We start from the raw sequence: 12,985 nt of genomic DNA, 5'->3' as shown, positions 1-12,985 counted from the left end.
GCCGGCATAGCGGTCAGTCACGAACAACAGGATTGGCGCATGAGCCACCCCCATCGGCGCTTCGCGCCCACCGCCAGCGGGGGAAGGTATCAGACGCCCAGATACCGGTGCTGCAGCTCGACGTCGGCGGCGAGCGCGGCGGACGTGCCGCTCCACACCACGCGCCCCTTCTCGACGATGTGATGGTGATCGGCCAGCGCCAGCAGCACGCCGACATTCTTGTCGATCACCAGGATCGACTGGCCCTCGCGCTTGAGCCGGCCCAGCACGTTCCAGATCTCCTGCCGCACCAGCGGCGCCAGGCCTTCGGTGGCCTCGTCGAGGATCAGCAGGCGCGGATTGGTCATCAACGCGCGGCCGATCGCCAGCATCTGCTGCTCGCCGCCGGAGAGCTGATTGCCCATGTTGGCCTGCCGCTCGGCCAGGCGCGGAAAGAACTCGAAGACGCGCTGCAGCGTCCAGGCCGCCGCGCCCGAGGCGCGGGCGGTGGCGATCAGGTTCTCGCGCACCGAGAGGTTGGGGAAGATTTGCCGGCCCTCCGGCACCAGCCCCAGCCCGAGCCGCGCGATGCGATGGGAGGGCAGGCCGTGGATCGGCGCGCCCTCGAAGGTCACGGTGCCGGCGCGCGCCTGCATCACCCCCATGATGGTGTGCACCGTGGTCGTCTTGCCCATGCCGTTGCGGCCCATCAGCGTGACGACTTCGCCGGGGCCGACCGTCAGGTCGATGCCGAACAGGACCTGGCTGTCGCCATAGGCGGCCTCGAGGCCCGCGACCCTCAGCATCACGCGGCTCCCACGGCGGTGGCCTCGCCGAGATAGGCCTGGCGTACCTCGGCGTTGGCCCGGATCGCCTCGGGCGTGCCCGAGGCGATGGCGCGGCCATAGACCAGCACGGTGATGCGGTCGGCCAGCGCGAACACCGCGTCCATGTCGTGCTCGACCAGCAGCAGGGTGCGCTGGCCTTTCAGCGAGCGCAGCAGCGCGACCATGCGCGCCGATTCCTCGGCGCCCATGCCGGCCATCGGCTCGTCGAGCAGCAGCAGGCGCGGCTCGCTGGCCAGCGCCATCGCCACCTCGAGCTGGCGGCGCTCGCCGTGCGAGAGGTCGGCGGCGGGGTCCCCGGCACGGCCGGCGAGACCGACGCTTTCCAGCGCTTTCATTGCCGGCCCGCTCAGGCTGCGATCGCCGCGCACCGGCTTCCAGAAGCGGAAAGAGTGGCCCTGACGCGCCTGCACGGCCAGCGCCACGTTGTCGAGCGCGGTGAACTCGCGCAGCACCGAGGTGATCTGGAAGGAGCGGGCCAGCCCGCGATGCACGCGCGCCGGCGCCGGCAGGCGGGTGATGTCGTGGCCGTCGAAGACGATGCGCCCGGCATCCGGCCGCAGGAAGCCGGAGAGCTGGGCGATCAGCGTGGTCTTGCCGGCGCCGTTGGGGCCGATGAGCGCGTGCACTTCGCCGGGGGCGACCGCGAGGTCGAGATTGTCGGTGGCGACCAGGCCGCCGAAGCGCTTGGTCAGGCCGGCGACCTCGAGCAGCGCCTCAGTCATGGCCGCCTCCGCCGCCGCGCGCCGGCCGGCCGAGCAGCGAATCGATGCCGCCGCGGGCATAGAGCGCGACCAGGACCAGCAGCGGACCGAAGACGATCTGCCAGTACTCGCCCCAGCCCTTGTGCGCGAGATCGATCAGCGGTTTCAGCGATTCCTCGAGCACGAAGAAGGCGATCGAGCCGAAGATCGGCCCGGTGAGGCTGCCCATGCCGCCGAGCACGACGATGACGATGAGATCACCCGACTTCACCCAGGACATCATCGAGGGCGAGATGTAGGCGTCGTGGTTGGCGAGCAGCAGGCCGGACAGGCCGCCCAGCGCGCCGGCGATCACGAACGCCGTCAGCCGGTAGCGGAAGACCGGGAAGCCCAGCGCCAGCATGCGTGTCTCGTTGGCCTTGGCGCCGCGCAGCACCATGCCGAAGCGCGAGTTGACGATGCGCCAGACGACCCAGAGCGTCGCCAGCAGGCAGGCGTAACACAGCCAGTAGAAGCTCGGCCGGTGGCGCAGGTCGATCAGGCCCGAGAAGGTGCTGCGGCGCTGGATGTTCAGCCCGTCGTCGGCGCCATAGGCCTCTAGCCCGACGCCGACATAGAAGACCAGCTGCGCGAAGGCCAGCGTGATCATGATGAAGTATACGCCGCGCGTGCGCAGGCTGAGCGCGCCCACCGCCGCCGCCCAGGTGGCGCAGATCAGCAGGCCCAGCGGCCACTGGACCCAGCCGCTGTAGACCTCGTGATGCGCGAGGATGCCGACGCTGTAGCCGCCGACGCCGAAGAACACGGCGTGGCCGAAGCTCACCATGCCGCCGTAGCCAAGGATCAGGTTGAGGCTCATGGCGGCGATCGACCAGATCACCACCCGCGTGCCGATCGACAGCAGGTAGCGCTGGTCGAAGGCCTGGGTGAGCAGCGGCAGGACCGCCAGCCCGACCAGCAGCAGCGCCACGGCGATGCCGCGCGGCGTGCGCAGCGAGACGAGGAGGCCCGTCATTGCCGTTGCCCGAACAGGCCGGTCGGCCGCCACACCAGGACCGCCGCCATCAGAACATAGACCGCGACCTGCGAGATCGACGGTGCGGCGGTCGAGGCGGCGCTGGTCGACATCACCTTCTTCAAGAGGTCGGGCAGGAAGGCGCGGCCGATGATGTCGACCTGGCCGACCACCATGGCGGCGACGAAGGCGCCCTTGATCGAGCCGATGCCGCCGATGACGATGATGACGAAGGCGAGGATCAGGATGTCGTCGCCCATGCCGATCTTGAGCGACACGATCGGCGCCGCCATCAGCCCTGCGATTGCCGCCAGGATCGCGCCCAGGCCAAACACCAGGGTGAACAGCAGCTCGATGTTGACGCCCAGCGCCGCCACCATGCGCCGGTTCGAGGCGCCGGCGCGGATCAGCATGCCGATGCGCGTGCGGCTCACCAGCCAGGCGAGAAACAGCGCCACCAGCACGCCGACGACGATGATGGCGAAGCGGTAGGTCGGATAGGGTACGCCGGGCAGGATGTCGATCGTGCCGGCGAGCGCGGACGGCAGCGTGATGCTCTTGCCGGCCGGCCCCCACACCACGCGCACCAGCTCGTTGAAGAACAGGATCAGGCCGAAGGTCGCCAGCACGTGGTCGAGATGGTCGCGGGCGTAGAGCCGGCGCGCGATCACCACCTCGACGACGATGCCCAGCGCCAGCGCCGCCGGCAGCGCCAGGATCGCGCCGAGCACGAAGCTGCCGGTCCAGCCCATGAAGGTCCAGGCGAAGTAGGCGCCCAGCATGTAGAGCGAACCATGGGCGAGATTGACCAGGTCCATGATGCCGAAGACCAGCGTCAGCCCGGCGGCCAGCAGGAACATCAGCAGGCCGAGCTGGATGCCGTTCAGGACCTGGAGAAGAAAGTATTCCATATCGCGTCGTTCACAAAACAAACGGGAGCGCGCGCGGCGCTCCCGTCATGACATGCACGGTCCGCGTCACTTCATCTTGCACTTCTCGTGGTGCGGGTCCTTGGCCTTGCTCACCGCCGTGGTCAGGGTCTTGAGCGTGAGGGCGCCGTCGGCACCCTTCACTGTCTCCTGGATGTAGAAGTTCTGGATCGGGAAGTTGTTGTTGTTGAAGGCGAAGTCGCCGCGCACCGACTTGAAGTTGGCCTTCTTGATCGCCGCGCGCACCGCGTCCTTGTTGCTGAGGTCGCCCTTCAGCGCCTCGCCGGCCGAGGCGATCAGCATGATCGCGTCATAGCTCTGCGCGCCGTAGAACGACGGATAGGTGCCGTGCTTCTTGCGGAAATCGGCGACGTAGCGCTTGTTCTGCTCGTTCGGCAGGTCGTTGACCCATTGCTGCGCGCCGGGGATGCCGAGCGCGAGATCCTTCTGCTGCGGCAGCGACAGCGCGTCGATGCTGAACACCTGATACAGCGGCACCTGGCCGCGCAACCCGGATTGCGCGTATTGCGTCAGGAACTGCACGCCGTGCGCGCCGGGGTAGAAGATGAAGATGCCGTCGGGCTTGACCGAGCGGATCTTCGCCAGCTCGGCGGAGAAATCGAGCTGGTCGGGCCATTTCGTGAGGTCCTCGCCGGCGATCGTGCCCTTGTAGGTGCGCTTGACGCCGGCCAGCATGTCCTTGCCGGCGGCATAGTTGCCGGCCATCAGGTACAGGCTCTTGACGCCCTTGCTCTGCAGGTAGGCACCCATCGCCATCGGCGTCTGGTCGTTGTTCCACGAGGTCGAGAAGTAATTCTTGTGGCACAGCTCGCCGGCGATCTGCGAGGGACCGGCATTGGCGCTGATCAGGATGGTGTCGCCCTCGTCGACCACGGTCTTGAGCGAAGCGAGCAGCACGTTGGACCAGATGTAGCCGGTGACGAAGTTCACCTTGTCCTGCACGACGAGCTTCTCCGACTTGGCCTTGCCGACGTCGGGCTTGAAGGTGTCGTCCTCATAGATGATCTCGACCGGCTTGCCGGCGATCTTGCCGCCGAGATGCTCGAGCGCGAGGTTGGCCGAACGGCGCATGTCCTCGCCGATGGCCGCCTGCGGGCCGGAGAAGGTCGAGATGAAGCCGATCTTGATCGTGCTTTGCGCCAAGGCGGGCGCGGCGAGCAGCGACAGCGCGGCGGCGCCGACGGCCAATCTGGTCATCATGCTGGGTTCTCCCTGGTGAAGTCCACACCCGTTCCTGCCTCGCCGGGGCAGGTTTTTGACTGTTCGTATAAGAACCGAAAAAGCCAACTGCCACAACGCTTCATTCGACGGCGAAGCGCGTTTTCACGCAGGCGTCGCGGGCCGTCATGCGCTGGTGCCACGACTCGATCGCTGGCACTCCCACCAATAGGTCGCGCCCCTCCGGCGCCAGCCGCAACAGGGTCAGCATCGGGTAGGCGTGCAGGTCGGCGAGACTGATCGCCGGACCGGCGATGAACGGCCGGTCAGCGGACAATCTGGCCAGTTCTTGCAGGGTCTTGCGGACGGTCGGGATCGCCGCGGCGATCTTCACCTCGTCCGACACGCCGCCGCGCGCCGGCACGCGCAGGCGCTCGACATAGATGTCCCACACGCCGGCGCGATAGAGATAGCTGTCGCAGATGCCGATCGCCTGCGCCATCGCCGCCCTGCCGTGCGGCGTCTCGGGCTGCAGCGCCGGCCCGTCGAAAGCCTCGTCGACATAGCGGCAGATTGCGGCGGTCTCGTAGAGGCGCAGGCCGTCGTGCTCGAAGGCCGGGATCTTGCCGAAGGGCTGGCGCTGCAGGTGCGTCGCCGGCGGGCCGCCCGATGCGAAGACATCGACCTCGTCGAACCGATAGTCGACGCCTTTCTCGGCCAGGGTCAGCCGGGCGGTGCGGGTGTAGACGCTGTAGGCGGCGCCGAACAGGGTGGGCGGGGTCATGGGTGTTCGCCGGGCAAGGTTCCGTGGTTTGATCGCGGCATGACGATACCCTACGACAGCCCGGTCGCGCCCGCGTCGATCCGCGCGCGCTTCGTCGACAACATCAACGGCCTGCGTATGCACGTGCTCGAAGCCGGCTTCGAGACACCGGGCCGGCCCTGCGTGCTGCTGCTGCACGGCTTTCCCGAGCTGGCCTGGAGCTGGCGCAAGGTGATGCCGGTGCTGGCGGCGGCGGGCTACCACGTGATCGCGCCCGACCAGCGCGGCTATGGCCGCACGACGGGTTGGGACGGCAACTACGACGGTGACGTCGCCTCGTTCCGCTTCGTCAACCTGGTGCGCGACGTGATGGGCCTGGTCTTCGCCCTGGGCCATCGCTCGGTCGCCTCGGTGATCGGCCACGATTTCGGCTCGCCGGTGGCGGCGTGCTGCGCGTTGATCCGGCCCGATGTGTTCCGGTCCGTCGCGATGATGAGCGGACCGTTCGCCGGCACACCGCCGATGCCGTTCGACACTCTCGGCAAGCCGGCACCGGCAAAGGACCCGGTCCACGACGCGCTGGCGGCACTGCCCCGGCCGCGCAAGCATTACCAGTGGTACTACTCGACGCGCGCTGCCGACGCCGACATGCATGGTGCGCCGCAGGGCGTGCACGATTTCCTGCGCGCCTACTACCACCACAAGAGCGCCGACTGGAGCGGCAACACGCCGTTCCCGCTCCAAGACTGGACCGCCAGCGAGCTGGCGAAGATGCCGACCTACTACATCATGGACCGCGACGTCGGCATGGCCGAAACCGTCGCGCCCCACATGCCGTCGGCGGCCGAGATCGCCGCCAATCGCTGGCTCACCGACGCCGAGCTCAGCGTCTACAGCGCCGAGTACGAGCGCAACGGCTTCCAGGGCGGCCTGCAATGGTATCGCTGCGGTACCGACCCGCGCCTGCAGGCCGATCTGCAGATCTTCAGCGGCCGCACCATCGACGTGCCCTCTGCCTTCATCGCCGGCCGTCAGGACTGGGGCGTCCAGCAGCGCCCCGGCGCGCTCGAGCGCATGCGCGAGTGCGTCTGCACGCACATGACCGATGTCCATCTCGTCGAGGGCGCCGGCCACTGGGTGCAGCAGGAGCAGCACGAGCGCGTCAGCGCGCTGCTGCTGGACTTCATCGGGCGGTCGGCCTAGGCACGCGTGTCATCCCGAGCGCAGCGAGGGATCTATGCCGCCGCCCTGGATCCCTTGCTGCGCTCGGGATGACAGGTGGGTATGACCTACCGCGCGTCGCTCCCGTCGAACAGCCGGAGATGCTGCGCCAGCGCGTCGAGCGCCTGCTGCCTGGAGGCGAGCTTGAGATGGGCGCGCCTGACGCGCCGCGGATCCTCGGGCGGGCGATCGCAGTATTCCTCGATGACGATCTCGCGCAGCGCGGCAATCTGCTCCGGCAGGGCGAGCGACAGGTCGACGCGCGCGGTGCCGTCGTCGTCGAACTCCATGAAATGCGCCACGTTGCCGAATCCGATTGCCGCGAACTCGGCGATGACCCGCTGGGGGTGAACCTCGCACTGCCGGACGAGGCGGCGGCGCCCGGTCTCGATCGCGGCGCGGACCTCCGGCCTCGCCATGAGGCGCCACGCGTGGTGATGCGCATGCGCGGCCTTGTGGCCGGCCCGGACATAGGCCTGCGTGGCGTTGCCGCATCGCAGGAACTCGTCGACGAAGCGTGCGCGGCGCGCGTCCAGGGGCCTCGCGCCGTCGGGCGCCGGATCCGCCGCCCGGTCGGGTGATGGCGTCACCGCCGCGCCGTGCCGGGCGGTGAACAGGCCGAGGTGCCGCGCCAGCTCACCCAGCGCCCGCAGCTTGCAGGCGATGCCGATCCTGACCCGACGCACGCGCTCGCCGCCCCGCGCCTTGGGCGTGCGATACTCGCGCACGTCGAAGCTCGCCAGCGCCGGCAGGCTGGCCGGATTGATGGTCGACTGGCTGACGCTGAGCGCTCCGCCAGGCGCGATGGAGACGAAGTCGCCGATACTGGCGAAGGCCACGGCCTTGTACTGCGCGATGACCCGGTGGCTGTCGATCTCGATCTCGCGTGCCTGGCGGGCCAGCCCCTCCTCGATCGCCGTGCGCACGGCGGGCAGGTGGAACATGCGCTTGGGCAGCCCGGTCGCGCCGCGCGTGGCATAGCCGGCGCGCCGATAGGCCTTTTCGGCGTTGAGCGTGGCGAGATAGCCGTCAACGAAGCGTTTCTGGCGCGAATTGAGGGGACGTGTGCTGGACATCGCCCCAGTCTATGCACGCAGATGACGATGTCGATTTCCACCCCTACGATTGTCGAAAAGAGAGGAAATCCCAATGTTCGAAGCGGATGTTTGCGACGTTTCGGATGACAGGGCGGGATTGGCACGGTGAGCGCCACCGCCTTCGCCGACTTCCGCGCCGACAGGGCGCCCGGCGGCGAACTGCGCCAGCGGATCAGGGCCGCCTATCGCACGGCCGAGCCGCGATGCGTGCCGCCGCTCATCGAGCGCGCGGCGCTTCCTCCCGAGACGATGGAGGGTGCGCGGGCGGTGGCGCGGCGGCTGATCGAGGCGCTGCGCGCCGACGAGCCGGCCGGCGGCGTCGAAAGCCTGATGCAGGAGTATGCGCTGTCGACGGACGAAGGCATCGCGCTGATGTGCCTGGCGGAGGCGTTGCTGCGCATTCCCGATGCCGACACCCGCGACGCGCTGATCCGCGACAAGATCGGCGGCGGCGACTGGCGCTCGCATGTTGGCCAGAGTCCCTCGCTTTTCGTCAACGCCGCCACCTGGGGGCTCGTAGTGACCGGGCGGCTGACCAAGACGGCCAACGAGCGCACCTTCGCGACCGCCCTGGTCGGTCTCATCGCGAGGGGCGGCGAGCCGCTGATCCGCAAGGCGGTCGATCTGTCCATGCGCATGCTGGGCGAGCAGTTTGTCGCCGGCGAGACCATCGGCGAGGCGCTCGAGCGGGCCATCAGGATGGAGGAGCGCGGCTTCCGCTTCTCCTACGACATGCTGGGCGAGGCGGCGGTCACCGCCGCCGAGGCGGAGCGCTACCATGGTGCCTACGAGGCGGCCATCCACGCGATCGGCGCGGCGTCGCAAGGCCGCGGCATCCACGAAGGCCCGGGCATTTCGATCAAGCTGTCGGCCCTGCATCCGCGCTACGCGCGCGCGCAGCGCCATCGTGTCCTTGGCGAGCTCCTGCCGCGCCTGCGGGCGCTGGCGCTGCTGGCGCGGCGCTACGACATCGGGCTCAACATCGACGCCGAGGAGGCCGACCGCCTGGATCTGTCGCTGGAGATGCTCGAGGCGCTGTGCTTCGAGCCCGGCCTGGCGCGCTGGGACGGCATCGGCTTCGTCGTCCAGGCCTACCAGAAGCGCGCGCCGTTCGTGATCGACTACCTCATCGACCTGGCGCGGCGGTCGCGCCATCGGCTGATGCTCCGCCTGGTCAAGGGCGCCTACTGGGACAGCGAGATCAAGCGCGCGCAGCTCGATGGTCTTCCCGGCTACCCGGTCTATACCCGCAAGGTCCACACCGATGTCGCCTATATCGCCTGCGCCCGGACCATGCTGGGCGCGGCCGATGCGGTCTTTCCCCAGTTCGCGACCCACAACGCGCTCACCCTGGCGACCATCCACGCCATGGCGGGCCACAGCTACTACCAGGGGCAATACGAGTTCCAGTGCCTCCACGGCATGGGCGAGCCGCTCTACGAGGAGGTCGTGCCGCGCGCCAAGCTCAACCGGCCCTGCCGCATCTACGCGCCGGTGGGCACGCATGAGAGCCTGCTGGCCTACCTCGTGCGCCGCCTGCTCGAGAACGGCGCCAACTCCTCCTTCGTCAACCAGCTGGCCAATCCGAAAATCCCGGTCGAGGCGTTGCTGGTCGACCCGGTCGCCGCGGCACGGGCGCTCGAGCCGCCGGGCCGTCCGCACGACAGGATCGTCGAGCCGGCGGCGCTGTTCATGCCGGCGCGGCGCAATTCGATCGGCCTCGACCTCTCCGACGAGTCCGTGCTGGAGGACCTGGCCCGCCATCTCCCGGCCGAGGACTCCTCGCTCCGCGGACGGGGAGTTGGAGAAAGTCAGGCCGTGCTCAATCCGTCTGATCGGCGCGATTGCGTCGGCTTTGTCGCACAGGCCTACCCGTCCGCCGCCACCACTGCCGTGGCGCGCGCGACCGACGGCCTCGCCGTCTGGTCCACGCTGCCGCCCTCGGCACGCGCCGAACGACTCGAACGGGCCGCCGATCTCATGGAAGCGCGCATGCCGTCGCTGCTCGACGTCATCGTCCGCGAAGCCGGCAAGACGCTGGCCAACGCCGTGGGCGAGGTTCGCGAGGCCGTGGATTTCCTGCGCTACTACGCCGTCGAGGTGCGCGAGCGCTTCGCCAACGGCACGCACAGGCCGCTGGGCGTCGTCGTCTGCATCAGCCCGTGGAACTTTCCGCTGGCGATCTTTACCGGCCAGGTCGCCGCGGCCCTGGCCGCCGGCAACGCGGTGATCGCCAAGCCGGCCGAGGAGACGCCGCTCACGGCGATCGCCGCGGTGCGCATCCTGCACGAGGCGGGCGTACCCGACGCGGTGCTTCAGCTGATGCCGGGCGAGGGCGATGTCGGCGCGGCGCTGGTGGCGGAACCCGGCGTTCGCGGCGTGGTGTTTACCGGCTCGACGCAGGTCGCGCGGCTGATCCAGCGCGAGATCGCCCGGCGCGCGAACCCCGATGGCGCGCCCGTCCCGCTGATCGCCGAGACCGGCGGGCAGAACGCGCTGATCGTCGACTCATCGGCCTTGCCCGAGCAGGTCGTCCAGGACGTCGTCCAGTCGGCCTTCGACTCGGCCGGCCAGCGCTGCTCGGCGCTGCGCGTGCTGTGCCTGCAGGACGATATCGCCGAGCGCGTGCTGGCGATGCTCAGGGGGGCGCTGCGCGAGATCTCCGTCGGCCCGTCGGACCGGCTGTCGAGCGATGTCGGGCCGGTGATCACCGAGGCGGCGAAGGCGGGGATCGTCAGGCATATCGGGGCGATGCGCGCGGCGGGTCATGCCGTCGAACAGGCGGTGCTGTCGGATGCCTGCGCGCACGGCATCTTCGTCGCGCCGACGCTGATCGAGATCGGCTCGATCTCGGCGTTGAAGGACGAGGTCTTCGGGCCGGTGCTGCACGTGCTGCGCTATCGCCGCCGCGACCTCGACAGGCTGATCGGCGAGATCAACGCGACCGGCTACGGCCTGACCTTCGGCGTGCACAGCCGCATCGACGAGACGATCGAGCACGCGGTGGAGGGCATCGAAGCCGGCAACATCTACGTGAACCGCAACCTGATCGGCGCCGTCGTCGGCGTGCAGCCGTTCGGCGGCCACGGCCTGTCCGGCACCGGACCGAAGGCGGGTGGGCCGCTCTATCTCTACCGGTTGCTGTCGGGGCATCCCGGCACGCCGATACAGGGAACGGCGCCGGCGGCCGCGCTGCGCTGGGCCGAGTTCCTGCGCAAAGAGGGCGTTGCCGCGGCCGAGCTGTGCGAGGCGTTCGCGCGAACCTCGCCGCTCGGCCATTCGAGCGTGCTGCGCGGGCCGGTGGGCGAGCGGAATACCTACTCGATCGCCGCCAGGGGGCGCGTGCTGTGCGCCGCCGGATCGAAAGAGGGGCTGGCGGCCCAGATCGGCGCGGCTCTGTCGACCGGCAATGTCGCCATCGTGTGGCGGAGCACCTTCGCCGCCTTCTCGAGGCTGCCGGCCGATCTGCGCCAGTGCGTCGACGTCGTGCCGGACGACACGCTGCCCGATTGCGATGCGGCCCTGATCGAGGTCATGGATGACGCCGGCCGCGGTCTCGCACGCCGCATCGCGGCGCGCGAGGGCAGGATCATCCCGCTCTATCTCGGCAACGCCGCCGGATGCGCGATCGAGCAGCTGGTGCGGGAGCGGTCGGTCAGCGTCAACACCGCCGCGGCCGGCGGCAACGCGAGCCTGGTGTCGCTGTAGACCCTTCTCCCCGCGCAGGCGGGGAGAAGGTGCCCGAAGGGCGGATGAGGGGCTTGGCGATGTCTCGACGGCAACGGCATCTGTCGTTGCGCGAGGAAGCCCCTCATCCGCCTCGCTGGCGCTCGGCACCTTCTCCCCGCCTGCGCGGGGAGAAGGAAGACCCTCGCTACGCTCGGGATGACAGCAACTGTCTGTTCCTACGGCCTGTGCAATCGCACGGGTTCGCGCGTCACGGTGCGGCGGCCGCGCTTGAAGGCGGCCAGCACGGGCGCGACGGTGCGCAGCGCCGTGACGGCATCGCTCGCGTCGAGCATCACGAGATCGGCCGGATTGCCGACGGCGATGCCATAGTCGTCCTGGCGCATGAGCCGCGCCGCGGCCGAGGTGGTCATGTCCCACAGCGCCTTGACCTCGTCGTCGTTGCCGCGCGCGGTGACGATCGCCTGCATGTTGATCTGGCGCAGCAGCTGGCCATCGCCGAAGGGCGTGAACGGGTTGAGGATGCTGTTGGAGCCCACCGAGCAGGTGACACCGAGCTCGGTGAGACGATTGAGGTCGACCACGTTGCGCGGCACGTTGTGGTCGGTATGGCGGCCGCCGAGATAGAGATCGGTCGCCGTCAGCACGGTGGCGGCCACGCCGGTATCGGCCATGCGCCTGGCGACCCTGTCGAGATCCTTCTGCGGCATGGTCGAGAGCTTGCCGACATGGCCGACGGCGACACGGCCGCCCCATCGGTGCTTCTCGGTGAGATCGCAGACCAGCAGGGTGTCGAGTTCCTCGGCCGAGGCGCCGCTGTCGAGATGCATGTCGATGTCGACGTCGAATTCGCGCGCCATCTCGAAGACGCGACGGATCTGCGCCGCGCGATCGGTGTCGTAGTTCGGTGCCGCGCCGACGATTGTGGCGCCGTTCTGCAGCGCGGCGAGCATCAGCTCGTCGGTGCCGGGATTGTTGGTCAGGCCTTCCTGGGGCATGACGCAGATCTCGAGGTCGATCGCCCACTTGTACCGGTCGATCAGCGTCTTCACGCCGTCGAAGCCGCGCAGGCCGACCTTGGGATCGACCTCGACATGGGTTCGCATGCGCGTGGTGCCGTGGCCGATGCACTTCTCGATGGTGCCCGAGGCGCGCTCGATCACATCCTCGACGGTGAAGCTGTGCTTGACCGCCGACACGCGCTCCATCGCGCGATGCGGATGGCGCCCGCCCGAGCATTCGCAACGCGCGAGAATGCACGACTTGTCGAGATGGATGTGGGTGTCGACAAAGCCCGAGCAGACCAGCCTGCCGCCGCCCTCGACCACTTCCCCGGCGCGGCCGCCGAGCCCGCGCGCGATCGCCGCGATGCGGCCGTCCGTGACGCCGATGTCGGTGGTCGGCTGGTCGGCCTTGCTCTCGGCCAGCCGCACGTCGCGCAGCACAAGATCGAAATTCATCGGAAGCGCCGCTCTTATTGAAGGCGGCAGGGATGCTGCACCAGATCGCACCGCTTTTGTAGGAAGTTTGCCGACAGGTGAGCGAGCTGGTGGTCGGTGCCTCGGG

Annotated in this window: 10 protein-coding genes; 2 read left to right on the top strand and 8 right to left on the bottom strand. The window is 68.9% G+C overall.

Annotated features, from left to right (window positions below):
- Positions 1 to 89 precede the first annotated feature (89 nt).
- From KF889_12635 to KF889_12610, 6 genes are all read right to left on the bottom strand, one after another.
- Complete coding sequence (locus KF889_12635) at positions 90 to 785, bottom strand: ABC transporter ATP-binding protein (GenBank protein MBX3500286.1); 696 nt, start codon at positions 783 to 785, stop codon at positions 90 to 92.
- Complete coding sequence (locus KF889_12630; GenBank protein ID MBX3500285.1) at positions 785 to 1,549, bottom strand: ABC transporter ATP-binding protein; 765 nt, start codon at positions 1,547 to 1,549, stop codon at positions 785 to 787. Before KF889_12630 ends, KF889_12635 begins: the two co-directional genes overlap by 1 nt.
- On the bottom strand, positions 1,542 to 2,543 hold the full coding sequence (locus KF889_12625) for a branched-chain amino acid ABC transporter permease (protein MBX3500284.1): 1,002 nt from the start codon (positions 2,541 to 2,543) through the stop codon (positions 1,542 to 1,544). Before KF889_12625 ends, KF889_12630 begins: the two co-directional genes overlap by 8 nt.
- Entirely contained in the window at positions 2,540 to 3,454 is a 915-nt protein-coding gene (locus tag KF889_12620; protein MBX3500283.1) for a branched-chain amino acid ABC transporter permease, read from the bottom strand. The genes KF889_12625 and KF889_12620 overlap by 4 nt, the downstream gene beginning before the upstream one ends.
- 66 nt (positions 3,455 to 3,520) lie before the next feature.
- On the bottom strand, positions 3,521 to 4,693 hold the full coding sequence (locus tag KF889_12615; protein ID MBX3500282.1) for an ABC transporter substrate-binding protein: 1,173 nt from the start codon (positions 4,691 to 4,693) through the stop codon (positions 3,521 to 3,523).
- A gap of 100 nt (positions 4,694 to 4,793) precedes the next feature.
- On the bottom strand, positions 4,794 to 5,435 hold the full coding sequence (locus KF889_12610; GenBank protein MBX3500281.1) for a glutathione S-transferase family protein: 642 nt from the start codon (positions 5,433 to 5,435) through the stop codon (positions 4,794 to 4,796).
- Between the two features lie 39 nt (positions 5,436 to 5,474).
- Between KF889_12610 and KF889_12605 the strand changes: the two genes are divergently transcribed.
- Positions 5,475 to 6,617, top strand: coding sequence for an alpha/beta fold hydrolase (locus KF889_12605; GenBank protein MBX3500280.1), 1,143 nt, complete (start codon positions 5,475 to 5,477; stop codon positions 6,615 to 6,617).
- Between the two features lie 86 nt (positions 6,618 to 6,703).
- Here KF889_12605 and KF889_12600 read toward each other — a convergent pair whose 3' ends face one another.
- Entirely contained in the window at positions 6,704 to 7,711 is a 1,008-nt protein-coding gene (locus tag KF889_12600; protein MBX3500279.1) for a terminase small subunit, read from the bottom strand.
- Positions 7,712 to 7,828: 117 nt separating this feature from the next.
- Here KF889_12600 and putA point away from each other — a divergent pair, with 117 nt between their 5' ends.
- The gene (gene putA, locus KF889_12595; protein MBX3500278.1) at positions 7,829 to 11,440 is read left to right on the top strand and encodes a trifunctional transcriptional regulator/proline dehydrogenase/L-glutamate gamma-semialdehyde dehydrogenase; all 3,612 of its coding nucleotides are present in this window, start codon (positions 7,829 to 7,831) and stop codon (positions 11,438 to 11,440) included.
- Positions 11,441 to 11,637: 197 nt separating this feature from the next.
- On the opposite strand, the gene KF889_12590 is transcribed toward putA, so the two are convergent.
- A complete protein-coding gene (locus KF889_12590; GenBank protein MBX3500277.1) occupies positions 11,638 to 12,879 on the bottom strand; it encodes an amidohydrolase family protein in 1,242 nt (413 codons plus the stop codon).
- Between the last annotated feature and the right edge of the window lie 106 nt (positions 12,880 to 12,985).

Source organism: Alphaproteobacteria bacterium (genome assembly GCA_019635875.1).
Taxonomy (GTDB): Bacteria; Pseudomonadota; Alphaproteobacteria; order Reyranellales; family Reyranellaceae; genus JAFAZJ01.
Note: the sequence above shows the minus strand (reverse complement) of the source record. Positions and strands in the feature narration are given on the sequence as shown.

Bases quoted from the DNA above. Each gene is read 5' to 3' on its own strand.
- KF889_12635 (MBX3500286.1), bottom strand. From the start codon at position 785: ATGCTGAGGGTCGCGGGCCTCGAGGCCGCCTATGGCGACAGCCAGGTC.
- KF889_12630 (MBX3500285.1), bottom strand. From the start codon at position 1,549: ATGACTGAGGCGCTGCTCGAGGTCGCCGGCCTGACCAAGCGCTTCGGC.
- KF889_12625 (MBX3500284.1), bottom strand. From the start codon at position 2,543: ATGACGGGCCTCCTCGTCTCGCTGCGCACGCCGCGCGGCATCGCCGTG.
- KF889_12620 (MBX3500283.1), bottom strand. From the start codon at position 3,454: ATGGAATACTTTCTTCTCCAGGTCCTGAACGGCATCCAGCTCGGCCTG.
- KF889_12615 (MBX3500282.1), bottom strand. From the start codon at position 4,693: ATGATGACCAGATTGGCCGTCGGCGCCGCCGCGCTGTCGCTGCTCGCC.
- KF889_12610 (MBX3500281.1), bottom strand. From the start codon at position 5,435: ATGACCCCGCCCACCCTGTTCGGCGCCGCCTACAGCGTCTACACCCGC.
- KF889_12605 (MBX3500280.1), top strand. From the start codon at position 5,475: ATGACGATACCCTACGACAGCCCGGTCGCGCCCGCGTCGATCCGCGCG.
- KF889_12600 (MBX3500279.1), bottom strand. From the start codon at position 7,711: ATGTCCAGCACACGTCCCCTCAATTCGCGCCAGAAACGCTTCGTTGAC.
- KF889_12590 (MBX3500277.1), bottom strand. From the start codon at position 12,879: ATGAATTTCGATCTTGTGCTGCGCGACGTGCGGCTGGCCGAGAGCAAG.